Annotated in this window: 19 protein-coding genes and 2 pseudogenes; 14 read left to right on the forward strand and 7 right to left on the reverse strand. The window is 45.7% G+C overall.

The features are described from left to right. The first annotated feature begins 135 nt into the window (after positions 1 to 135). The 3 genes and pseudogenes from KT99_RS04910 to KT99_RS20510 form a co-directional block, all read left to right on the forward strand. The gene (locus tag KT99_RS04910) at positions 136 to 525 is read left to right on the forward strand and encodes a hypothetical protein (protein ID WP_005497610.1); all 390 of its coding nucleotides are present in this window, start codon (positions 136 to 138) and stop codon (positions 523 to 525) included. Between the two features lie 94 nt (positions 526 to 619). Beyond that, a pseudogene (locus tag KT99_RS04920) lies at positions 620 to 2,174 on the forward strand (IS3 family transposase). Positions 2,175 to 2,209: 35 nt separating this feature from the next. After that, positions 2,210 to 2,780 (forward strand): annotated as a pseudogene (locus KT99_RS20510) (hypothetical protein); the annotation flags it as partial. A 100-nt stretch (positions 2,781 to 2,880) separates the two neighbouring features. On the opposite strand, the gene KT99_RS04930 reads toward KT99_RS20510, so the two are convergent. Continuing rightward, positions 2,881 to 4,275, reverse strand: a complete 1,395-nt coding sequence (locus KT99_RS04930; protein ID WP_005497615.1) for an endonuclease/exonuclease/phosphatase family protein — start codon at positions 4,273 to 4,275, stop codon at positions 2,881 to 2,883. Positions 4,276 to 4,562: 287 nt separating this feature from the next. Between KT99_RS04930 and KT99_RS04935 the strand changes: the two genes are divergently transcribed. Together KT99_RS04935 and KT99_RS04940 are read left to right on the forward strand one after the other, a co-directional pair. After that, a complete protein-coding gene (locus KT99_RS04935) occupies positions 4,563 to 5,621 on the forward strand; it encodes a CobW family GTP-binding protein (protein ID WP_005497616.1) in 1,059 nt (352 codons plus the stop codon). Positions 5,622 to 5,787: 166 nt separating this feature from the next. Continuing rightward, complete coding sequence (locus KT99_RS04940) at positions 5,788 to 6,549, forward strand: hypothetical protein (RefSeq protein WP_050774317.1); 762 nt, start codon at positions 5,788 to 5,790, stop codon at positions 6,547 to 6,549. 143 nt (positions 6,550 to 6,692) lie between these two features. Here KT99_RS04940 and nadK read toward each other — a convergent pair whose 3' ends face one another. Then, positions 6,693 to 7,571: an NAD(+) kinase gene (gene nadK / locus KT99_RS04945; protein ID WP_005497624.1), complete on the reverse strand. Its 879-nt coding sequence runs from the start codon at positions 7,569 to 7,571 to the stop codon at positions 6,693 to 6,695. A 141-nt stretch (positions 7,572 to 7,712) separates the two neighbouring features. On the opposite strand from nadK, the gene grpE reads away from it, so the two are divergent. Further along, complete coding sequence (gene grpE / locus KT99_RS04950; protein WP_005497625.1) at positions 7,713 to 8,342, forward strand: nucleotide exchange factor GrpE; 630 nt, start codon at positions 7,713 to 7,715, stop codon at positions 8,340 to 8,342. Positions 8,343 to 8,524: 182 nt separating this feature from the next. Here the strand turns inward: grpE and dxs are convergent, their stop codons facing one another. The 3 genes from dxs to xseB are packed head-to-tail and all read right to left on the reverse strand — an operon-like array spanning position 8,525 to position 11,533. After that, a complete protein-coding gene (dxs, locus tag KT99_RS04955; RefSeq protein WP_005497626.1) occupies positions 8,525 to 10,390 on the reverse strand; it encodes a 1-deoxy-D-xylulose-5-phosphate synthase in 1,866 nt (621 codons plus the stop codon). 21 nt (positions 10,391 to 10,411) lie between these two features. Further along, entirely contained in the window at positions 10,412 to 11,293 is an 882-nt protein-coding gene (ispA, locus tag KT99_RS04960; protein WP_005497628.1) for a (2E,6E)-farnesyl diphosphate synthase, read from the reverse strand. Continuing rightward, entirely contained in the window at positions 11,294 to 11,533 is a 240-nt protein-coding gene (xseB, locus tag KT99_RS04965) for an exodeoxyribonuclease VII small subunit (RefSeq protein ID WP_005497630.1), read from the reverse strand. 344 nt (positions 11,534 to 11,877) lie between these two features. Between xseB and pomA the strand changes: the two genes are divergently transcribed. From pomA to thiI, 3 genes are all read left to right on the forward strand, one after another. Further along, positions 11,878 to 12,645, forward strand: coding sequence for a flagellar motor protein PomA (gene pomA / locus KT99_RS04970; RefSeq protein ID WP_005497631.1), 768 nt, complete (start codon positions 11,878 to 11,880; stop codon positions 12,643 to 12,645). A 4-nt stretch (positions 12,646 to 12,649) separates the two neighbouring features. After that, entirely contained in the window at positions 12,650 to 13,615 is a 966-nt protein-coding gene (locus tag KT99_RS04975) for a flagellar motor protein MotB (RefSeq protein ID WP_040571611.1), read from the forward strand. A gap of 260 nt (positions 13,616 to 13,875) precedes the next feature. Then, entirely contained in the window at positions 13,876 to 15,330 is a 1,455-nt protein-coding gene (thiI, locus tag KT99_RS04980; protein WP_005497635.1) for a tRNA uracil 4-sulfurtransferase ThiI, read from the forward strand. 560 nt (positions 15,331 to 15,890) lie between these two features. Here the strand turns inward: thiI and KT99_RS04985 are convergent. Then, the gene (locus KT99_RS04985) at positions 15,891 to 16,118 is read right to left on the reverse strand and encodes a hypothetical protein (RefSeq protein ID WP_005497638.1); all 228 of its coding nucleotides are present in this window, start codon (positions 16,116 to 16,118) and stop codon (positions 15,891 to 15,893) included. Between the two features lie 183 nt (positions 16,119 to 16,301). Between KT99_RS04985 and KT99_RS04990 the strand changes: the two genes are divergently transcribed. From KT99_RS04990 to rlmM, 4 genes are all read left to right on the forward strand, one after another. Then, positions 16,302 to 17,213 (forward strand): transcriptional regulator GcvA, encoded by a 912-nt coding sequence (locus KT99_RS04990; protein ID WP_005497640.1) that lies wholly within the window; start codon positions 16,302 to 16,304, stop codon positions 17,211 to 17,213. Continuing rightward, positions 17,194 to 17,931 (forward strand): alpha/beta fold hydrolase, encoded by a 738-nt coding sequence (locus KT99_RS04995; protein WP_005497641.1) that lies wholly within the window; start codon positions 17,194 to 17,196, stop codon positions 17,929 to 17,931. Before KT99_RS04990 ends, KT99_RS04995 begins: the two co-directional genes overlap by 20 nt. Further along, the gene (locus KT99_RS05000; protein ID WP_005497643.1) at positions 17,924 to 18,313 is read left to right on the forward strand and encodes a DUF423 domain-containing protein; all 390 of its coding nucleotides are present in this window, start codon (positions 17,924 to 17,926) and stop codon (positions 18,311 to 18,313) included. Before KT99_RS04995 ends, KT99_RS05000 begins: the two co-directional genes overlap by 8 nt. A 434-nt stretch (positions 18,314 to 18,747) precedes the next feature. After that, entirely contained in the window at positions 18,748 to 19,830 is a 1,083-nt protein-coding gene (gene rlmM / locus KT99_RS05005; RefSeq protein ID WP_005497645.1) for a 23S rRNA (cytidine(2498)-2'-O)-methyltransferase RlmM, read from the forward strand. 61 nt (positions 19,831 to 19,891) lie between these two features. On the opposite strand, the gene KT99_RS05010 is transcribed toward rlmM, so the two are convergent. Then, positions 19,892 to 20,899, reverse strand: coding sequence for an isocitrate dehydrogenase (locus tag KT99_RS05010; RefSeq protein WP_040571612.1), 1,008 nt, complete (start codon positions 20,897 to 20,899; stop codon positions 19,892 to 19,894). A gap of 886 nt (positions 20,900 to 21,785) precedes the next feature. Between KT99_RS05010 and KT99_RS05015 the strand changes: the two genes are divergently transcribed. Beyond that, the gene (locus tag KT99_RS05015) at positions 21,786 to 24,596 is read left to right on the forward strand and encodes an alpha/beta hydrolase family protein (protein WP_040571632.1); all 2,811 of its coding nucleotides are present in this window, start codon (positions 21,786 to 21,788) and stop codon (positions 24,594 to 24,596) included. The last annotated feature ends 96 nt before the right edge of the window (positions 24,597 to 24,692 follow it).

Here is a 24,692-nt window from a genome sequence, read left to right on the forward strand (position 1 = left end):
ATTGCTAGTACTTATTAGGAATAATTCAATAAGCCTTAAGGTTTACATTTGTTGATATGATGTAACTTTATGTGTATTTTTTGCTATCATATGAATTCAATGACTTAGAATAATATGCGCTCAAAATCATTGACGATGAAGCTAATATTTATGTTCGGCTTACTTTTTTCTGTTGTTGCTAATGCAGCATTCCTCCCCGCTGCAGGCCCTTCAGCCCCATCACTTTCTGGCACAAAATATTCAACGAGTGTTCAGCTCAATTGGAATGCAATTAGTGGCTGTAATGCTGTGACTTATGAAATTCAAGAGTCGCTAAATAGTAGTACTTGGTCAACGGTTTATGCTGGTGGCGGGAATTCTGGGGGGGCGAGTGCCAGTAATTTACGTTTTGTTATTAAATCAGGGAAATTAGCTAGTAAGACGACGATTGATGGTTGTAGTGGGACGGGGGCGGCTCTAGATTCATCTCATTACCAAGCAGAACTAATGCTGTTTACTATTATAAAATTCGAGCATGTGAATTAGGTACCTGTGGTAAGTATCCCCATGTGTCAGGATAGTTGTCACCCCTTAAAATCATCCATTAATTCAACATAAGGGGCGGTAAACAGAGAGCGAGATGGCCAGATATTCACAAGAACGTAAAGAAGCGATCCTTAAAAAGTTATTGCCTCCCCAAAGTATGACTGTCGCAGAGGTCTCACAGAGTGAAGGTGTCTCATCCAAAACCTTGTATCATTGGCGCGATAAACTCAGAAAAGAAGGTCACCCGTGCCAGGTAAAACATTAACCAGTGATGAATGGTCTGCTGAAGCTAAGCTTGCAGTCATTATCGAAACAGCCCCGATGTCAGAAGCTGAAATTAGTCAGTATTGTCGAGAAAAGGGTTTATATAGAGAGCATGTACTGGAGTGGAAGCAAGATTGTTTAGGTGGTTTTCAGTCGAGTAAATCTCAAGCTAAAGAGATAAAAATTCAGGCTAAAGCAGATAAAGCTGAGATAAAATCGTTGAAATGAGAGCTGCGATATAAAGATAAGGCGCTAGCTGAAACCGCAGCGTTATTGGTGCTCAGAAAAAAGCTCAATGCCTTGTGGGGAGACGACAACGAGGAGAGCTAACACCGCTGGCAGAGCGCGTTAAATTAGTCGAGTTAATCCGAGAGGCTCACCATAGTGGCGCAAGGTTGGATAAAGCGTGTGAAGTCGCCTCAGTGAGTAAGCGGACTTATCGTCGTTGGTATAGCGCTGGAAAAGTACAAGCAGACCGACGGGCCACAGCCGTTAGGCCTGAGCCTGCCAATAAGCTGACAAAGCACGAACGTCAGCAAGTGTTGGATGTGTGCAATGAATCGAGGTTTGCGAGTTTACCTCCGTCGCAGATAGTGCCGACACTCCTGGATGAAGGCGTTTATATTGCTTCTGAATCAACATACTATCGCGTGCTCAAAGCCAACGAACAGGTCAATCATCGTGGCCGTAGTCGCCACATCACGGCAAGGAGTAAGCCTGAGGCTTATCAGGCTAAAGGCCCAAATGAAATTTGGTCTTGGGATATCACTTATTGCGCCTCGGTCATCAAAGGTCAGTTTTATTATCTGTATATGTTTGAAGATATTTACAGCCGTAAAATTGTTGGCTATGAAGTCCATGAGCGGGAGTGTGGTGAGCTTGCCGCCCAGCTCATGCAACGAAACATGCTACGCGAACAATGCTTTAACCAGCCACTGGTGTTGCACTCAGATAATGGTGCGCCAATGAAGTGTCTGACCATAAAAGCTAAGCTTGAAGAGTTGGGCGTAACAGCCTCACTGAGTAGACCGAGTGTGAGTAATGACAATCCTTATTCTGAGTCATTATTTAGGACGCTCAAGTACCGACCACAATGGCCTAGCAAAGGTTTTAATAGCCTGACAGAGACGCGTGAATGGGTTGATGATTTTATCACTTGGTACAACGATGAGCATAAACATAGCAAGCTCAATTTTGTGTCACCAGGCAAAAGACATGCGATGCAAGATAAGGATATTTTGTCCAATCGAAAAATCGTACTTGAAGCTGCGCAGGAGAGGAATCCGATGCGCTGGCCTAACGGAATTAGAAACTGTGAACCCATCGGCGCGGTAATGTTGAACCCAGATAGTGTGCCTGATGAAGAGACGGAAAAGGCAGCATAAAATTTAAGCAAAGAGTGTCAACTACCTTGAAAAACACCGGAGTCGATCCAAACACAGGGAAATCCTATGAACATCGACGAGAGTGGGTTGAATCTAGGTTCATTGAACTCGTAGGGGCATTTGCTATAGATATAGCGGCTTATGCGGTGATGAGTAATCATCTACATGTGGTGTTGAGAATCGATATCGAGTCAGCAAACCGCTGGACAGATAGAGAGGTAGTGGAGCATTGGCACCTGTTGTTTAAAGGAACTGAGCTAACTCAAAGGTTTGCTAAAGGTGAGTTAGTGGCGGAGCGAAACCTCGCACAACTTAAGCATACGATAGCCCAATATCGAAGTAGATTAAGTGACATATCTTGCTAACGCTTTCATAAGAGTTGCGCTGCTTGAATGAGCCTATAGCGAGAAAAGCCAATGTCGAGGATAACTGTACGGGGCATTTTGGGAGGGCAGATTCAAGAGTCAGGCTTTGCTTGATGAAGCGGGCAGAATTATCCGTGATGATAAGCGAGGGGTTATTTCTGCAAGTGCAACTAAGATGTTAACCAGGCTTAATATTTCAGTTGCCGATTTAACCAGACTGACTCGAAGTTCAGCTAAGCTGGCTTAACCCATTTTTCAGTCATAAAAACCGCCAACTAGGGCGGTTTTTATTTATGCTCTCTGAATAAAGCACTTATTCTTGTGCTTTCAAAGTGAGCTAATTACAGCTCGACTTCAATCCATACCAAACGGTGATCGGAAGAGATATCTTTGCCGTTGCCCCATTTTCCGACACGCTCATCATTCATTAGCATGTAACCGTCTTCGAAACTTGCAGGCCAAAATACGCCTGAGTCTATGATGTTAAGATCGTTTGACGGAATTGCATGATCGACACGTAAACCGAAGGTGCTGGTAACACGATCCGGGTAAGTATTCTCTTTACAAGTACCTAATGCATAACACTCAGTAGAACCTAGGCTGTTTGGTGCGTAAACACCATCGGTAGCCAGTACGTTTACACGTTCATGATTTATTAGGTTTTTAATTGAATCGAGGAAGCCATCACCATTTTCAGGGTCGGCGTTAAGATCGCCCATGACGACGAAAGAAGCATCTAGCCCTAAGCCGCCTTCGACGCCTGCATCATCATAGATGTAGTCGGCATTAGATACATAGTCACTCCAGAATTGAATTTCGGCACGGTTAAGCAACTTGTTGTTCTGTGTGAGCGTATCAAAAACGGGTGGCGTTGGATGAGAAAGCAGTAAGTGAACCACTTTTTCGCCATCGGCAGTAGGGATTAGGATAGGTGCATCCACATGGTTTTTAGAAGACAGTGGCTTTTCGGCCCAAGCTTCTGCCGTGTACCATTCATCGCCACACTTCATGCCTTGTGGGATTGAATATTTTTCGTCATCGCAGTTAGTGATGGTTGGGTTGGTCTCACCCGGCATGTCTTTCCACTTGAAGGTTTGGAAAGTACGTATGTTATCTGTATCGATTGGATACTGAGACAGTAAACCAAAGGCATATTGACCATGGTAGAAACCGAAGCCCCAAGCATCGCCTGGTAGTGCTACAGTTCCGTTACGGTCTAGATCGAATTCGCTGAGCAGACCTGTGTTGGTTGAGAAGTTTTCGGAATAAGCGAATTGAATGGGTTCGAGCATCTTCTTCTCAGCAGAAGTCGTGCCTAGGCCATTTTGTGGTACCGCTAGATAGTTTAAGCGAAAACCTTTGATAGCGTCTTGATTCTCACCCATGCCATCGTTGTTAAATTCGCCCATCATCAATACTGCCGGACGTTCAGTCTGGATTATAGCGGCGACGTTACGGATCTGAATGACTTTTTCAACCACTTTAAGTTCGTCTTCAGTTAAGGTTTCATCGAACCACTTCTCCATTAACTCATTTTGCTCAGGAGCGGTTAAAGCCATCTCTGCTGCTAGTTGTTCGAAGCTGCTGCGATCGAATGATAAGTTATATGTACCGAAGCGAACATGAGTGCTATCCGGTGTTGGTTCAACGGGGTTGTTGATAATGGTTTCGTCATTACATCCTGATAATAACGCAATCGAGATCGCAGCCGCAGCCGCAGTTTTTAGAAAATTCATATTTTGTGACCCATCATAATTATTATGTTGAGCTCATTTATTTGAGCTTCGATAGGATTCTATACAGGTGTCCAATAATTGGATATGAAACAGATCAAATAATGAGTTCAATCGCACTGTTTTTGAACGTATGTTGCGGCCATTGCTTGGTTAAGTATCTGAATTGTGGCCTTGAGCCTTGATCTTGAACGGAAAGTCGAGGGAACTTTGTAACAGACGTTGAGACTTGCAGGATTAATTATTACACTGGATGGCTAGTTTACTTCTAACTTGTTCTGGGCCTTAAGATGATCATTAAGCCAATTGCCACCAATGTTATTACCGGTTTTCTAGGGGTTGGCAAGACCACGCTAATCAAGCGTCTGTTAGCCGATAAACCAGTGAATGAGAAATGGGCCGTGCTAGTCAATGAATTTGGTGAAGTGGGCATAGATGCCGCTTTGCTGGGCGGCAGCGGTGAAGGAGTGGAGATCCGTGAAGTGGCTGGTGGATGTATGTGCTGCGCTGCGGGTGTGCCTATGCAGGTTGCCATCAATCAGCTTATTGCCAAGGCAAAGCCAGATAGATTGCTGATAGAACCGACGGGATTGGGCCATCCCAGAGAAGTGCTTAAGCTACTCAGTGAGCCTCACTATCAAAATGTGATTAAATTAAAATCCACCCTGTGTCTGGTGGATGCCAGAAAAGTCACCGATGCACGCTATCGCGAACATGATATTTTCAATCAGCAACTCGAGGTCGCGGATATCATATTGGCGACTAAGGCCGACCTCTATACCCGGGATAGTCTGTCTGATCTTAAAGAATATTTGCAGCAGAAAATCCTGCAGCAGCCGTATTTCAACAAAGAGAGCAGCTTACTCACAGTCAGTATGGCAGGGGCCGATTTTACGGCATTGCCTCGAGAGTTAATGGCATTGTTAAATGAACCAGCGGTCATACCTGCAGTAAAGCCCAGTAAGCCAGCATCCTTGTTAACACCTAAAACCAGTGTGTTTGAGCTGGATTATAGTGCCGATGTATTGGAGTTTGATGAGCGTGGCATGGTGTCTAAATCAAATGTGGGCGAGGGAGCTTATAGCTGTGGCTGGGTATTTGACCCAAGTTATGAATTTAACTTCGATGAGCTTCTGGTTTGGGTGAAAAGCTTAGAGGTATTACGCTTTAAAGCCGTGGTGATTACCGATGAGGGTATTGCCGGAATTAATCTGGTTGATGGCGAGATGACGATTACCGAGCTAGATGATGTGATGGACTCCCGACTCGAGCTTATCAGTTTGTCGCGGATAAATGCTAAGGTGATAGAAGCTAAGCTCTTGAGCCTATCGAGTCGGCTGACATTTTAAAGTATCCCCTTTAATTTAAAGTAGATAACGACAATGTATCCATGATGTTATAAATGTATCGTTCGGGTTACTTGTGCTGGTATCGATAAAGGTATTCAGCTAGTGTGAATTTAATGGGGCATATTTACCCATTTCATTTACCTGTGTATAAATATGGATGTTTATTATGTCGCAATTTCCCCTCTCTCTAAAGCCAAGCTTGTCAGTCTTTCTCTGCTACTCGCTCCCTAGTTACATATTATCGGCAACAGCATCAAGTGTAGAGCTCAGCAAAACTAGTTTGGCTAGGGTTTCCAACAGTACCGCTAACTTTAGTGCAAGTTATAGCGCGTATCAGCAAGCTGTTACAGACAATAATGATGCCGATATATTTAAATATTCGGCTGAGTCATATGAATTAGGACGCAAAAAGTTTGGCGATAAGAGCTTAGATACCGCCAATCTGGCGCTCAATTATGCGGCGGCTTTGGAGCTGCAAGATAAGAGTCTAGGCGAGAATGCAATCAATGAGCCTAGAGAGCAGGCTCATCAACTTTACCTTACAGCCTTGGCTATTTATGAAGTTGAATATGGTGATGATGGCGTCGATGTTCTCGATCCCTTGCTTGGTGCGGCGATAACCAATTCAAAACTTAAGCTTGCCAGATCACAACTCAGGCAAGCGGTAGAGATAGCCGCAGACAGTGAACGCCCGCTTCTGTTAGCCAGTGTCCTGATGAGCGCGTTTAATGAACTTAAAAACACGGAATATTATGATCGCAGAGTGCGTGATTATGCCTTGAACTCCTTCGAGATATATCAGCAGGAATTACCGCCAAATGCGCTTAAAAGAGTGGAGGCGACCTATATTGTGGGAATGATCTGGCTGGCAGAAAACAGGGAGAGCAAAGCGATTCCACTTTTTGAAGAAGTGGCGCTATGCGCTTAAATTTGTCGATGGTAAAGCGGTTGCGGCCGAGAGTCGGGTTTAGTTAGATTTTACCTTATATCAACCCTAACTTTTCTCAGATGAGATAAAGAAATGGCCTGAATTTAATCCAGGCCATTTTTCATATATCTGATAATTAATCGCTAGAAGAGTTTACTTCCCCAGCCTAACTTGCTTCTGAGTACGTGGAAGTAATTATGCCCCTTGGGGTGTACCAGCCTGAGTCGCTCATGACTGCGCTTGATTAATATCTCGTCACCGGGAAGGACAGGTAAGGCAACGTGTCCATCACAGCTCACCTCTAAACTGTCCCCATTGTCGGGTGAGACAACTAACTTAATCTTGCTACAAGCATCGACTACTATGGGCCGGCAAGAGAGTGTGTGGGGAAACATGGGTACCAGTATCAAGGCTTCGAGATTGGGTGTCAGTATGGCCCCTCCAGCGGAAAGTGAATAGGCTGTGGATCCGGTCGGTGTCGACACTATCATGCCATCGGCACGTTGACTGTACATGAAAACATCATCGATATAGACCTCAAATTCTATCATATGAGCGACTTTACCCGGATGCAACACGGCCTCGTTGACGGCGGTATTACTGGACTTCATATGGCCGTGGCGATGAACCTGAGCTTCGATCAAGAAACGAAACTCAGTTTCGAAGCTGCCATCGAGCACTTCGCCCAAAGCGTTCTCGAAAGAATCGGGAGGAAGGTCAGTTAGAAACCCCAGGTTACCGCGGTTGACACCGATAACACCTATGTTGAATCTGGCAAGTACTCGAGCGGCACCTAACATATTACCATCACCGCCAACGACGATGGCTAAGTCACATCGCTCACCTAATTCGAGTAGATCGACTGATTCACATTGAGGGGCAATCTCGGCGGCGACTCTTTCTTCTACCAAGATATCGAAACCTTGCATAGACAGCCAATGGTGTAAGCGCTTCAGAGTTAAGTGAGTGCCGTGATGGTTTGGCTTTCCAATCAGGCCGATAGTTTGAAATGTTTTAGGCATAATTATCTGCTAGGGCTTGAATCCGGTAATTTGATCCCCATAATATGTTCAAACAACTTGGTGTGCGGGAACGAGCATTTTCAAGTTAATTGAGTATATGCCCAGAGCATGCAGAAACAAAGCATTATAGCTGGAGTAAGAATGAGCAACGAATCGAGTAAAGCGGAACAAGAACAAGTCGATACTGTGGTAGAAGGTGAAATTCTAACTACTGATGAAGCTGAAACTGGCACAGATGAAGCCGGTTTGATGGATGAGTTAACCCAAGCCAATTTCCGCATTGAAGAATTAGAGCAGGCACTCGCCGAGTCTCAAACTAAAGTCGAGGAGCAGGTAGACTCTGTGACTCGCGCTGCAGCATCGGAGGCCAATATTCGACGTCGTGCAGCTCAAGATGTTGAGAAGGCGCGTAAGTTTGCTCTGGAGAAGTTTGCCAATGAGCTACTTCCAGTGATCGATAATATGGAGCGTGCGCTTGAGGGTACAGATGCAGAAGCCGAAGAGGCTAAGGCTATCTATGAAGGCGTTGAGCTGACACTCAAGAATTTTATCTCTACCGTAGATAAGTTCGGTCTGAAAGTGATAGACCCACAAGGTGAAGCTTTCAACCCTGAGCATCATCAGGCTATCGGCATGCAGCCTAGCCCAGATTTCCCGGAAAATACGGTAATGATGGTTATGCAGAAAGGTTACATCTTGAATGACCGTCTATTGCGTCCTGCTATGGTGATGGTGTCTCAAGGTGGTGGCTCGGTAGATACCAAGGCGTAATGTTAGAAGTTCCTAGGTACTAGGTACACAAAAAAGACTGCAATTGCAGTCTTTTTTGTGTCTGGAACACTTATGTATATTTCCCATGGGTCAAAGATGCTCCAGGCATCTAGATGACATTTCCTCCATCCCTGGAGGTCATAGATAGAAATATACGTTTGTTTTCAATATACCAATCAAGTCTATTTAAGATACTCTTCTATCTGTGCAAGAATTCCTGCACTGTCGAGTCTTAGATCGGCCAAGATCTCTTTCTGTTCGCCATGCTTAATAAATTCATCAGGTAGGCCTATTTGCAACACAGGCATAGGACGTTTCAGTCGTTGCAGTTCCTCTAATACTCCGGAACCCGCGCCGCCCATGATGGCATTTTCTTCTACCGTGACGAGTAGATCATGGCTGTCGCTAAGTTGTTTGATCAGCTCAATATCCAGGGGTTTAACGAAGCGCATATCGGCGACTGTGGCATCGAGAGATTCGGCTGCGATCAAGCTATTGGCTAAGAGTGTGCCGAAGTTGAGTATGGCAATCTTAGTGCCTTGTCGTTTGATCAGCCCCTTGCCTATCGGCAGGGCCGTCATCTCTTCGACTTGTGGTTCACCCGTGGCGCTTCCTCGAGGGTAACGCACCGCAGTAGGACCGTCTTTATAGCAGTAACCTGTGTAGAGCATCTGACGACATTCATTTTCATCGGATGGCGCCATGATGACCATGTTGGGTATGGTGCGCATAAAGCTCAGATCGAAGGCGCCCTGGTGAGTTGGGCCATCGGCTCCCACTATACCACCACGGTCTATAGCAAACAGTACCGGGAGTTTCTGCAACGCAACGTCGTGTATCAGCTGGTCGTAACCTCGCTGAAGGAACGTCGAGTAGATAGCGACAACGGGCTTGAGTCCTTCACAGGCAAAGCCTGCAGCGAGAGTGACGGCATGTTGCTCGGCGATAGCGGCGTCGAAATACTGCTTGGGGAATCGCTGAGAAAATTCAACCATGCCTGAGCCTTCGCGCATCGCGGGGGTGATGCCAAGTACCTTGTCATCTTGCTCCGATATATCACACAGCCATTTTCCAAACACTTGTGAAAAGGTCGGATTACTAGGCTTGGATGCTGGCTTCTCGAACGTCGATGGATCGAACTTAGGCACGGCGTGCCAGCCGATAGGATCTTTTTCAGCAGGTTCATAACCACGACCTTTCTTGGTCATGATATGCAAAATTTGTGGTCCTGATAGATTACGCATATTGCGCATCGTCTCGACCAGAGCATCGATATCGTGGCCATCGATTGGGCCGATATAGTTGAAGCCGAGTTCTTCAAACATGGTGCCGGGGACGACCATGCCTTTGAGGTGCTCCTCGGTGCGCTTTGCCATCTCCTTGATGACAGGCATACCCTGAAGAACCTTCTTACTGCCTTCTCTAATCGTGGTGTACAGTCGGCCTGACATAAGCTGGGCCAGGTGATTATTGAGTGCGCCCACATTCTCTGAGATCGACATCTCATTATCGTTAAGCACGACTAGCATGTCATTGTGCAGATCGCCAGCGTGGTTCATTGCTTCAAATACCATTCCCCCCGTCATGGCGCCATCACCTATGACAGCCACGACTTTTCGTCCGGCCTGCTCTTTCTCTGCGGCAACGGCCATAGCCAATGCCGCACTGATCGATGTACCCGAGTGACCGACGCTGAAGATATCGTACTCACTCTCTTCACGCCATGGGAAAGGATGAATTCCCCCTTTTTGACGTATGGTATGCATTCTGTCACGGCGTCCGGTCAAGATCTTATGCGGGTAAGCCTGGTGGCCTACATCCCAGATAAGACGATCGAAGGGCGTATTATAGACGTAATGAAGGGCCACAGTGAGCTCAACCGTACCTAGTCCGGAAGCGAAGTGACCACTTGATCTAGCCACAGATTTAAGCAGAAAGCTTCTTAATTCGTCGGCCAATTGTGGCAACAAGGCTTGAGGAAGCAGTCTTAGCTCATCTGGGGTATTAGCCTGTGCAAGCACAGGGTATTGGGAAATATCCAAACTCATCGAGATACATTGTCTCTTTTATTAAACTCTTCGCTCTATGATGTAACGGGCGAATTCGGCAATTAGCTGACTATTGTAGGGTAATTTTGTCAGCGCTGATAGAGCATCCTCAATCAAACTCTTGGCTGTGGCCTGTGCGCCCATTAATCCAAGTAGTTGAGGGTAGGTACTTTTGTTTGATTCGCAATCAGAACCTTGTGGTTTTCCGAGCTCATCTGTACTGGAGATAATATCCAGTACATCGTCCTGCACCTGGAATGCTAAACCTATGGCATCGGCAAATTCCATCAAAAGAGTCTGTTCTTCTTGGGATACTTGCGCCGCAATCATAGGCAGTTCGACGGCGCAGCGTATTAGCGCACCGGTTTTTAATTTGTGCAATTGGCTAAGCGTGGCTAAGTCTATTGGTTTATTCGTGGCACTCAGATCCATGGCTTGGCCGCCACACATACCCGAATAGCCAGAAGCCTTGGCTAAGGCGCGAACCATGGCTAAATTTTGCCTAGGCGCTATTTCGTCAATGGGTTCACACATGACTTCGAAGGCCAGGGCTTGCAGTGCATCGCCTGCCAGAATTGCAGCGGCCTCATCGAAGGCGACATGAACCGTAGGCTGTCCGCGGCGAAGGGCATCATCATCCATGGCCGGAAGGTCATCATGGATGAGAGAATACGCATGCACACATTCGATAGCGGCGGCAGATGAATCTAGCTGTTTTAGTGGTATGCTGAGCATATCGCCGATGGCATAAACTAGGAAAGGTCGTATACGTTTGCCACCGAGTAAGGCGCCGTGCTTCATCGCGGCAAGGAGTTTAGGATCTGTGACAGTTTGATTATCAAAGATCTTTTCTAGCTGGCTATCGACACGTTGCTGGTATCGAGTGATCGTATCGACTAACACTTATTCTCCTTCAGCATCAAAAGGGGTCAGCGAGGCATTTTCATCTTCTTGCATCAATATAGAGACTTTTTGCTGGGCTTGTTCCAGCTTCCCCTGACTGTTGCGCACCAGTTTTATGCCTCTTTCAAACTGTTTTAGGGCATCGTCGAGTGACACATCCCCTTGTTCAAGAGCTGAAACTATGTGTTCTAGTTCGGTGAGAGAGTCTTCAAAAGTGAGGTTTTCAGGTTTTTTTGCCACGACAAGGATTCCTAGAAATTAGCGTGAGACACGGTATCGCAGGTGGCGGCAAGGGTCAAATCTGCCAGTCGTAAATTTGTGCATATAGCATGTTTTTCAGTGGTTTTTTTATAAAAATTGAATTTGAAGCTAAACTTGCGTGTAAACTGTCCGATAATTGAAGCTAAGGTATTATTTATTTTGCCGTGCTGGCTTAATTAATAATCGTTAAAATCATATTTTCATTATATCATATTTCAATATATGAGCGTGTCTATGTACATTGGCCTCATGTTGAACATTGTACTAATTTCATGCTGGTCGGAGCCTATGTCTCTGGAATCAGTTTCATTTGAGGAGCAGTTGTGGATTTAGCAACCCTGATCGGACTTATCGGTGCATTTGGATTTATCATAGGGGCTATGGCCACGAGTGGTGGTGTTGGTATTTTTATCGATACCGCTTCGGTGCTGATTGTAATATGCGGTACGTTTTTTGTCGTGATGATGAAATATAACCTCAAGCAGTTTCTGGGTTCCGTGAAAATTGGCGCTAAGGCATTTATCTTCAAGATAGATAAGCCAGATGAACTCATAGAGCAATCGGTGAACATGGCCGATGCTGCCCGCAAAGGTGGCTTTTTAGCCTTGGAAGAAGCCGAAATTAACAATAGTTTTATGCGAAAAGCGGTTGATATGTTAGTCGATGGTCATGACGGTGATGTGGTACGAGACGCGCTAGAGAAGGATATTGCACTCACTGAGCAGCGTCATAAGATGGGTATTAGTATTTTTACGGCCATTGGTGATGTTGCCCCAGCCATGGGAATGATCGGCACCTTGGTAGGGCTAGTGGGGATGTTGTCGAACATGGATGACCCTAAGTCGATTGGCCCTGCGATGGCGATTGCGCTGTTAACAACGCTCTATGGTGCGATGATAGCCAACATGGTTGCGATACCTATTGCGGGGAAACTGGGACTGCGCATGGCTGAGGAGATGCTTAATCGTAACCTGATCATGGATGCGGTGCTGGCGATTCAAGATGGTCAAAACCCCAGGGTGATCGAAGGTTTCTTAAAGAACTACCTTTCAGAGAGGCAGCGACAGATAGATACGACGGACGGGGAATAGCCGGATGGCGAGGAAGGTTAAATGTGACTGTCCTCCACCAGGAGCGCCCTTGTGGTTGGCAACCTTTGCCGACCTTATGTCGCTGCTGATGTGTTTCTTCGTACTCCTGCTTTCATTCTCTGAGATGGATGTGATGAAATTTAAGCAGATCGCTGGTTCGATGAAATATGCCTTCGGGGTGCAAAATAAAGTCGAAGTCAAAGATATTCCCAAGGGGACTTCAGTCATTGCTCTGGAGTTTAGACCCGGGCGTCCCGAGCCTACACCTATCGAGATAATTAACCAGCAAACCAATGAGATGACTGAGCCCACACTGGAGTATCAGGCCGGTGATGATGACAGCTCAGGAGGTGTACAGCAACAGCGTGGTGAGCAACGTGGTGGCGAAGCTTCGGCGACGGCGCAAGAGCAAGCCGAAGCCAAGGCAGAGTCAGTGTCTCAAGCTAGAGCAGAGGAGGAGTCTAAGGCTCAGGCTGCCGCTCAGGAAAACATCAACGACCAAGTGAAGAAGATGGCTCAGGAGCTCAATAAAGAGATTGTCGATGGGGCGATTGAGATAGAGTCTCTCGGGCAACAGATCATCATTCGCATCCGTGAAAAGGGGGCTTTCTCTTCTGGTTCCGGCTTCTTACAGCCCAGGTTTAAGCCGGTGATCCGCCGGGTTGGCGAGTTACTCAGGGATATTCCGGGGATCGTGACTGTGTCGGGCTTTACAGATGACATGAATATCAGCAATGAGCTTTATAGTTCTAACTGGGACTTGTCGAGTAAGCGTGCGGTCGCCGTTGCCCATGAACTGATCAAGGTGAGAGGCTTCGATCAAAACAGGATGAAAGTGGTTGGCATGGCTAACACTAACCCGTTAGTCGATAATGATTCGGCGAGTAATCGAGCTCGAAATCGTCGAGTTGAAATAGCCATCGAGCAAGGAAAGCCCAAGTATTCCGATGAGATACTCGTTGGGCAATAAGGAACTTGTTATTTAAAGCCCTAGTTCAGCCATTGGGCAGTTAAACAAAAGGAAGTGCAGATGCACTTCCTTTTTTTGTTCTGGCTTTATCTCTTTGGCAGTCTGCTAGCACTGTGAATTCAACATAGGCAATCTCCCTCGCTTCTTGGTGTAATAGCAATTCCATTAAATTTATGATCGCTGAATGATCACTTACTTAATGGAACTGGTATAATACCGCCCAATATTATTTTATGGCTTTATCCCCCCGGAAGACCCTGATGAAATTTATCGTAAAATTGTTCCCTGAAATCATGATGAAAAGCAAACCGGTAAGAATGCGTTTTACCAAGATGCTTGAAACCAATATCCGTAACGTACTTAAGAAAGTCGATGAGGCTGCTAAGGTTAAGCGCGAATGGGATAAGATCATGGTGATGGTACCAAGCGATAGACCCGATCTTATTGAATCATTTGGGGAACGTTTAGCCTGCATTCCGGGTATTGCCCACATTCTGCAGGTCAATGAGAGTACCTTCGAGTCGATGGATGATATTTACCAGCAGACATTGGCCTTGTACAAGGATGATCTCGCGGGTAAGACATTCTGTGTTCGCGCTAAACGTGTGGGTAATCATGATTTTAAGTCAATCGAAGTTGAACGTTATGTGGGTGGCGGCTTAAATCAGTTCACCGAGGCTAAGGGCGTTAAACTCAAGAACCCCGATATGACGATCAATTTAGAGATCGACAGGGAGAACCTTTATCTGGTGGTGAAGCGTATTCCTGGCCTGGGCGGCTTCCCTATGGCGACCCAGGAAGATGTGCTTTCGCTCATTTCTGGTGGTTTCGATTCCGGTGTCTCTAGCTATCAGTTCATCAAGCGTGGCTCCAGAACGCATTACTGTTTCTTTAACCTGGGCGGCGATCAACATGAGATCGGCGTTAAGCAAGTGGCTTATCATTTATGGCAGAAGTACGGCGAGTCCCACAAGGTGAAGTTTATCTCAGTGCCGTTCGATCCTGTGGTGACTGAAATTCTGGAAAGAATAGATAACGGTCAGATGGGCGTTGTTCTCAAGCGTATGATGATGCGTGCAGCCACTAAAATCGCCAATAAAATGGGGATTCAGGCTCTGGTCACTGGTGAAGCAATGGGGCAAGTGTCTAGCCAAACTTTGACTAACCTCAATGTCATCGACCGCTGTACCGAACAACTCATTCTTCGTCCCTTAATTGCCATGGATAAGCAAGATATCATCAATATCAGTCGTGTGATTGGCACAGAAGATTTCTCTAAATCTATTCCAGAATACTGTGGCGTTATCTCAAAAAAACCGACCGTGAAGGCTGTACTTGCTAAGATTGAAGCCGAAGAGCTTAAATTCTCTGAAGATCTTATCGAGCGTGTTGTCGATGCCGCCGTGATCATCGACATCCGCGAGATAGCCAAGAGCGTGGATGCTCAGATAGCGGAAACAGAAACCGTGGACTCAGTCGATTGCAGTGAAGTTATCATCGACGTCAGATCGCCGGAAGAGGAGGAGCGTGATCCACTCAAGGTGGATGGTGTTGAAATTAAAGCTATTCCTTTCTTTAAGCTAGCGACACAATTTGCCGACTTAGCCAAGGATAAGACCTATCTGCTCTATTGCGATCGTGGTGTGATGAGCAAGCTGCAGGCGCTTTATCTTCAAGAGCAAGGCTATGAGAACGTAAAGGTATACCGTCCATAAGCCTCTGATGAAATGGTCACCTCAGTATTTAGCCGCATCTGATAAGATGCGGCTTTTTATTGCCTTGCTTTTAGAAGAGCTAAATTTCCGCCGTGCGATCACATCTTTATATATTGTTCATCAGCTCGCTGAAGCCTGTGCTCCTGAGTTGTAGCTGCAGCCTGGATTAGTGCCTCCTCGACATTAGCAAGTGCATCATACAGACACAAAAAAGCCGCATCGGCTGGAAGTAAGCTATGCGGCTTCTGGAACCTAGAACCTAAACAGTTCATGCCAGGCTTGGTTTAATACCATTCCGAGTAAGTATCTGATCATTCAGCGGGAGTTCAAAGCGCTGTAGGCAAGGCGAATGTTTGAAGCTAATAGTTATTCTATATCGAGAACATTCAACGTAGCATAAAGGGCTTTGAAACCCGCACTGCGTGAGGCTCTCAGTGTTTCCACTTCTGCGTTACATTGACTTAAAAGGGAATAACCATTTCCTCATCAATGTGCCTTGAATTGAAAAAGCTGAGAGTCTCTGAACTGACCAGATACTTATATGGAATGGTATAACAGTGTTACTCTGAACGCGTGACATTCGCAGTGGCTTCAGCCGCTTGCTCTGTGGCTATTAGCATAGTGGTCATGTCTTCATTCAGATTTTGCTGCATCATCTCCATGCCCTCAGCAAGATCTGCGGCTATGGTGGCGTGTAGGTCCAGTGTGTCTATGGCGAATTCATCGGCATTGACGCTTGTTGCTGTAGTGAGAAGAGCGAGAACAAAAATAGTTTTAAGGTTTATCATATTAAGACGCCTCCGGGCGGGTCATTCGTGTGTGTCAGACACTCCCCAGTTACGTCGTAGAGGCGGTCTAACTATAGTCATTTTGTTGGTGCTAAATTTAACCAAAAACGCATTCCTTTACAAACGATAAAATGTAACAATACGGATTAGAAAAACTAATTAAAAAATGAGATCCTGATCACTATGTCAAGACGCTTACCTCCATTGAACGCGGTGAAAGCATTCGAGGCCGCAGCTAGGCATCTCAGCTTTACTCGCGCCGCAGAAGAGTTGTTTGTGACTCAAGCTGCAGTGAGTCATCAAATTAAGGCGCTGGAAGAGTTTTTGAGCCTAAAATTATTTCGCCGCAAGAACCGTTCTTTATTGTTAACGGAAGAAGGCCAAGGCTATTTTCTCGACATTAAAGATATCTTCGTGCAACTTGCCGATGCGACCGATAGGTTATTGGCAAGAAGTGCCATAGGCTCCCTCACTGTGAGCATGTCGCCGAGTTTTGCTATTCAATGGTTAGTGCCAATATTGGCCAAATTTAGCGAGAAGAATCCAGATATCGATGTCAGGATAAAGGCTGTTGATGATGACAATGATGCGCTCTCTGATGATGTCGACGTTGCCATTTTTTATGGGCAGGGGAACTGGGTTGGATTACACGCCGATAAACTCAAAAATGAGGTGTTGATCCCGGTTTGTTCTCCTCTTTTATTGAACGGACCTAAGCCATTAGATAAGCCTAGTGACCTTAAACATCATACCTTATTGCATGATACCAACCGTCATGATTGGCAAGCTTGGTTTAGACAATGCGGGATTAATGATATTAATGTGAACCAAGGGCCGATGTTTAGTCATTCTTCATTGGTATTACAAGCTGCGGCTCATGGTCAAGGTGTGGCCTTAGGGTACAGCGTACTTGCTCGTCCCGATATTAAGGCGGGCAGGTTAGTGTGTCCTTTTTCCGAAGTTTTAGTCAGTAAAAACGCATATTATTTAGTTTGTCAGCAGAATCATGCCGAGGTTGGCAAGATCGCCGCTTTTCGCGAGTGGATGTTAGATATGTTTGCAGAGGAGTCCCGTAGTGAACTGCTCCCAGGTTAATAAATCTCGTGAAGGTGATGTTCCCGTAGAGAGTCAATGTTTGCTGATTAAAGAGCCTTTAGCAACTGCAGAACTGTTAGAGAGTGAGTGTGTGCTCGATGGAACTCCCAATGAGACCTTGATCATTTTCACCCATGGCGCCGGCGCTAGTATGCACAGTGATTTTATGCAAGAGATGGCGAGAGGACTCCTAGCTAAAGGTGCCGAGCATGGCATAGGTGTGCTTAGATTCAATTTCCCCTATATGCGCGCCAATGCCTTGGACGGCAAGCGTCGTCCACCGGATCGCGCCCCTAAGATACTCAAAGATTTTAATATTCACATCAAAGCCATCAAACAAGAATACTCCCCCAAGCGAATCATCTTGATGGGGAAATCTATGGGGGGACGAATGGCGGCCATTCTTGCGGCCGATACGCCTGTTGACGGTGTGATCTGCTTGGGTTACCCCTTCATTCCGCTCAAAGGCGGCGAGCCAAGGCTTGCACCCATCGAAGAGTGTCAGGCGCCTCTGTGTGTCATTCAGGGTGAGAGAGATAAGTTTGGCGGGAAAGGGCAAGTGGAACTCTGGTCTGTGATGGATAAAGTTAGATTACATTGGTTAACCGACGGCGATCATAGTTTTAAACCAAGAAAGTCGTCAGGGACCAGCCAAGAGGCTAACCTTAATGCTGCAATTTCTCATAGTATCGATTTTATCAGGGGGCTAGATGCGTAAAGGTTTTTTATTATTGGCGGCGTTGAGCGGCTTCATGTCGGTGGCTTTCGGCGCCTTTGGTGCTCATGGCTTAAAACAGATTGCCACGCCAGAGATGATTGCTATCTTCAACTTAGGAGTGGAATACCAGTTTTACCATACCTTTGCCTTAATCGCCGTGGCCTTTGCGGGACATTGGCTACCGTCTAGATTGATCGATTGGGCGGGTTATCTGTTTATGGGGGGCATAGTGCTGTTCTCCGGCTCTCTGTATGCCTATGCAATACTGGGGGCTAAATGGACCGGACCGATAACGCCTATCGGCGGTTTCTGTTTACTCTTGGGCTGGCTATTTATTGCATTGGCCGTGTGGCGAAACAGAGTGGTCGAACTCGACGATTAAACGATAAAGCCCGCTCTGGTGTGATGCGCTAGCGTCAGAGTTGGCCGAATAACTTAGACAGTGTAGAATGGCGGCCATTATGAATAAGGTCGCCGTTTTTGTTTACACATGCCGATTTAATATTCGTGTCGAACTATACCATTCCGAGTAAGTATCTGATCATTCAGCGGGAGTTCAAAGCGCTGTAGGCAAGACGAATGTTTAAAGCTAATAGTTATTCTATATCGAGAACATTCAACGTAGCATAAAGGGCTTTGAAACCCGCACTGCGTGAGGCTCTCAGTGTTTCCTTTTCTGTGTTACATTGACTTAAAAGGGAATAACTATTTCCTCATCAATGCGCCTTGAATTGACCACATACTTATATGGAATGGTATTAATATTCGCAAAAATCAATATTGCAATGTCAATATTGGCTAGCTTCAGGAATCTAGATGATTAACCTATTTTTGTTTTGTCGTGCAGGCTATGAGAAAGATTGTGCTGCAGAGATACAACACCATGCGGCGGCGCTCAACATTGGTGGTTTCGTAAAAACCAATAAGAATGATGCCTATGTGATTTTTCAGTGCTTCAAGGATGGGGACGCTGATATTTTAGTGAAGAAGATCAAATTAAACTCTTTGATCTTTGCCAGGCAGATGTTTGCGGCAGCTGAGTTGCTAAAGAAACTACCGGAACAAGACAGAATCTCACCCATCCTCGAAGCCTTGTCAAAAATTTCTTATGCGGGTGAGTTAAGGGTTGAGACGCCTGATACTAATGAGGCGAAAGAACTGTCGACTTTCTGTCGTAAGTTTACCGTACCATTAAGACAAAAATTGAAAAAAAAGGGCATCTTGCAGGAAAAAGAAAACCCTAAACGTCCTATTGTCCACGTCTGTTTCGTGGCTCCTGGGACGGCCTATGTTGGATTTTCTCTGAGTAATAATAGCTCGCCATATGCTTGCGGCATCCCCAGACTCAAGATGGCAGCGGAAGCGCCTAGCCGTTCAACGCTGAAATTGGATGAGGCATTTATTCACTTTATTCCTAAAGATGAGCATGAGACACGATTGACCAGTGGCATGCATACGGTTGACTTGGGGGCTTGCCCTGGAGGTTGGACCTATCAACTGGTGCGTCGTGGCATGTTTGTGGCGGCCGTTGATAACGGGGCAATAGATCAAGCGCTAATGGATACCGGCCAAGTTAAACATTACCAAGCCGATGGCTTTCGTTTCGAGCCACCGAGAAAGAATATTTATTGGCTGGTGTGTGACATGATTGAGAAGCCGTCACGGGTAGCCGAGCTTATCGAAGCTTGGGCGATCAATGGTTGGTTTAAAGAGGCTATCTTCAACCTTAAACTGCCGATGAAGAGCAGATATAAAGATGTTTCGATCATCCTTGAAACCATGACTGAGATCTTAAAGGAAAATGACGTCAAGGATTTTGAGCTTTCTTGTAAGCATCTCTATCACGATCGTGATGAGGTGACTGTGCACCTGAGGTTAAATCCTACTAAAGGTTTCTAAGTCAAAGAAGGCGTCAGAAGAATAAATCCCTAGAATCTAGATTCTAGGGATTTGAGTCTTTTTACAGACGATCGATCACAGCTTGAGTGAAATCAGTCGTACCATGAGTACCACCTAAATCCCGTGTAGTGCGGTCGCCTTCAGCGATCACCGCAGTTACCGCAGCGCGAATTTTTTCAGCCTTGTCTGCCATGCCCAGATATTCAAGCATCTGGATAGAAGCCAAGATAATTGAGGTCGGGTTCGCTAAGTTCTTACCGGCAATATCCGGTGCACTACCATGTACAGCCTCAAAAATAGCCGCATCTTTACCTATGTTAGCCCCCGGAGCCATACCTAGGCCGCCAACTAAACCGGCACAAAGATCTGACAGAATGTCACCGAATAAGTTAGTGGTAACGATAACGTCGAAGATTTCCGGGTTCATGACTAATTTCATACACGTTGCATCGACAATCATCTCTTCTGTGGTGATGTCGGGGTAACGTAGGCTCACTTCACGAGCGACTTTCAGGAACAGACCCGAAGTTGACTTCATGATGTTAGCTTTATGAACTATGGTGACTTTCTTGCGATTTTCTTTGCGCGCTAGTTCGTAAGCAAATACTGTGATTTGCTCCGCACCCTTACGCGTGATGATACTGGTCGCTTCGGCTGTTGAACCATCTGCAGAAAGCGTCTGACCTAGACCCGAATACATGCCTTCGGTATTTTCACGTACTGTGATGATGTCTATGTTGTCATAACGCGCTTGTGTACCTTTAAAAGACACGACTGGGCGGATATTGGCATAAAGACAAAACTTCTTACGCAAGGTCACATTGATTGAGGTAAAACCTTCACCAACTGGGGTTGTTAACGGACCTTTAAGAGTGATCTTGTTCTTCTCGATCATATCGAGAGTGCGCTGAGGTAATAGTTCCCCATGCTTTTCTAGTGCAGTTAAACCCGCATCGGTAAATTCATATTCGAAATCACAACCTGCTTTATCGAGGATCTTAATTGCTGCGTCGATAATACTAGGTCCAATCCCATCACCAGGGATCACGGTTATCATTCTTTTTGACATGGAGAATCCTTCCACGGTTGGTCGTTACTGCTACTGTCTGACCCCTCTCTAAACCGGGGGGCTACGACTAGGAATTATTTCTATTGCTCACCTCTTTATTTTAAACACTTTTATACATTTTTTACAGAAAATAGTGAGTAATCTCACGTTTTTTTATGTAGTGTAACTTGCATTAAATATGGCTTATACCATTCCGAGTAAGTATCTGATCATTCAGCGGGAGTTCAAAGCACTGTAGGCAAGGTCTATATTTACTCCTGCAATATAGACATTCACCACATCCATGTGGCTTGCGAATGTTTGAAGCTAATAGTTATTCTCGGCAACAAGCTCCTGCGTTGCTCTCGATAATTGCTCCTGCATTATTCTACCTTCACCCGTCCATGGGCTCGTACCTCCTGCATCTGACCTCCATGGTCTTAAGCGTTCCATACGCTTTCAAGACATTTCCCATATCCCTATGGGTCAGGGAAATGTCTTATTTTGTATGGAACAAAATAGACCATGCAGTCGTATATCGAGAACATTCAACGTAGCATAAAGGGCTTTGCCCTTTGCTTTAAACATCAGCCGCACTGCGTGAGGCTCTCAGTGTTTTCACTTCTGTGTTACATTGACTTAAAAGGGAATAACCATTTCCTCATCAATGTGTCTTGAATTGAAAAAACTGAGAGTCTCTGAACTGACCAGATACTTATATGGAATGGTATAATGACGATGATCGATGGTTAAAGGTTAAAAAAGACGACTTTAGTCTAGTCTCTATAATAAAAAATATAATCAAAAATATAATCAAAAATATAATCAAAAAACTAATCAAAAAACTAATCAAAAAACTAATCAAAACCTAAAAACAGTTAACACAATAAGAAAAATGAGGAAGACCTTGAAGTCACTACCAATCGCATCCTTGCTATTCCTCTCAATGAGTTTACTCACCGCTGGTGATTATGCCATGGCGGCGACGCATCCGGCGATAACACCCAATGACATCATGCACTTTGAATCACTGAAGCAGCCCGTGCTTTCTGATTCGGGGACCACGTTGGCCGTTGAGGTCTCTCCCGATCGCGGCGACAGTCATGGCTTGGTGAAGAGTTTAACGTCGACAAAAACATTCAGTGTCGATGGTGGCTCTAAGCCCAAGATTAGCGCCGATGGCCGTTTTGTTGCCTTTAGTGTGAAGACACCTCTGCTTGAACGTGAGAAAGCATCCAAGAAAGAAAAGAAAAAACTTAAGTCAGGCATGGTGTTACTCAATACTCAAACGGGTAAAGAGACGCGTTTCGAGCGAGTGAAAAAGTTTGAATTTAACCAGTCTGCGAGTCATTTGGCTATCTGGTTCGAAGCCGACGAAGATAAATTAGAGCAGAAAGATAAACAAGAATCGACTGCCAGCGATAAGAGTGAAGAGGTCAAAGTCGATAAGTTCGACAAGGGATCACCATTTGAGCTTGTGGTACTGAAAAATGGCACTCGCCAGAAAGTGGCTTATGTCACCGACTACTATTTCGATAAGAGTGGCAAGCACCTAGTTGTAGCCAGCAATAACACTAAGGCGAAGGTGCATCAGTTAGTCCTGTTTAAGCTTAGTAACAATACCAGAGAAATAGTGCGCCAATATAACAATCAACAACTTGGTCATGTCTCCCTCAGTGATGATGGTCAATATATTGGTTTTACTCATGGCGCAGCGGATGTTGCGCCATACGGACGCCCATATAGCTTGTCACTGTTTAATATACCAACCTCTGAGGTTAAAGCCACGCCGACATCGAAACAGTGGCAACTGAATCGCTATACTCAGTTGAGATTTTCTGAAGATAGCCAACGTCTGTTCTTTGGCCGTGTGCCTCAAGTGAGTCAGCAGCTAGCGCTCGCGACAATTGACAAGCAAGAAGACTTGTTCGATACATCAATCGTTACGGGTCAGCGAAAACTACGAATATGGCACGGTGACGATGCGCGCATTAAGCCTAATGAGGTTAAACAATACGAGAAGGAGCAGAAGCGCACTTATCTGGCGGTACTGCACCTTAATAGCAATAACCTAGTACAGCTGGCCGATGCAACTGTACCGGATGTGGCGCTAGAGGAGCAGACTCGTTTCGTGTTAGCAAGCTCCGACATTCCCTATCGTAAGATGATCACTTGGGCAGGTTTTTATCGGGATTATTACCTGATAGACCTCAATACCGGACGTAAGATTTTAGTGTTAACTCAGCAGCCGAGCAGCGAAGAGCCCATTCTTTCGCCAAATGAGCGCTATGTGACTTACTTTCAGCAAGGTCATGTTTACCTGTATCAAATCTCGGCAGATAGACGCACTAATCTGACTAAAGACTTGAAGGTGTCATTTGCCGATGAAGATCATGACTATCCATCGAATGCACCGGGATATGGTTTCGGTCCCTGGCTGAAAGATGATGCCGGCTTGCTGTTGTACGATAAGTACGACATCTGGCAAGTGAATACTCAGTCACACGAGGCATTTAAACTCACCGCAGGCAAGGGGCGTAAGCAAGGTATTCAATACCGGGTTACTGGCTTAGTCGACGATAAAAATCATCCCGATGTGCTCGCCATAGATCAGCAAGTCTTACTTCATGGTTATAACGAGAGAACCAAAGGTGACGGATACTATCTTGCTACCCTAGGGGTTGCAGGTGTTAACACCTTGATGGAGGGGGATTACAAACTAAAGACGCTGACACGCAGTAAAAATGCAGATACCTTAGTGTTCTCCAAAGAGCGCTACGATCAGTTTGCAGACCTTTATACTGCCGAGTATTTAACGCCACAAAAAGCCAACAAGCAGACTGACTTAGATGCCCAGAAACGTCAGTTTAATTGGGGCAAGTCAGAGTTAGTCCATTGGACTAATGGTGACGGTCAGCCTCTGGATGGCGTGCTAATTAAGCCAACTAATTATGTCGAAGGTCAGCGTTATCCTGTGCTGGTGTACTTTTATCGTTTTATGAGTGATAGGTTGCACGCTTTCCCGCAGATGAAGATCAATCATAGGCCTAACTTTGCCTGGTATGCCGATAATGGCTACGCCATCTTCCTGCCTGATATCAGATTCGAAGTTGGCTATCCTGGAGCAGCATCTGTGCAGGCATTAACGTCGGGTGTGCAGAAGATCATCGAGATGGGCGTTGCCGATCCAGATGCCATAGGTATTCAGGGCCATTCATGGGGCGGTTATCAAACGGCTTTTGCCGTGACTCAGACTCATATCTTCAAGGCTGCCGTCTCCGGTGCTCCGGTTGCAAATATGACCAGTGCCTATAGCGGTATACGCCTGGGTAGTGGTTTAGCACGTCAGTTTCAGTATGAAACGGGCCAGAGCCGTATCGGCGAGAGCCTCTTTCGTGCACCGCAGAAGTATATCGAGAACTCACCCGTTTTCTACGTCGAGCGCATCGAGACGCCTATGATGATCATGTTTGGTGATAAAGACGATGCTGTGCCTTGGGAGCAAGGTATCGAGCTCTATTTAGCGATGCGCCGTGCCGGTAAAGATGTGGTGTTCTTGCAATATCAAGATGAGCCACATCATCTGAAGAAGTATGCCAACAAGCTGGATTACAGCATCCGCATGATGGAGTATTTCGATCATTATCTTAAGGGTAAACCTGCTCCGAGCTGGTTGACCCAAGGTGAAGCTTATACTGAGTATAAGCAAGCGGACTAGCCATACCTTATTATTATACCGATTGGTATTAGTCAGTAACACCAAGCCGAGTTGATACTCGGCTTTAAGGAAAGAACAATATGGATGGACTCTGGT

This window comes from Shewanella benthica KT99 (genome assembly GCF_000172075.1).
Taxonomy (GTDB): Bacteria; Pseudomonadota; Gammaproteobacteria; order Enterobacterales; family Shewanellaceae; genus Shewanella; species Shewanella benthica_A.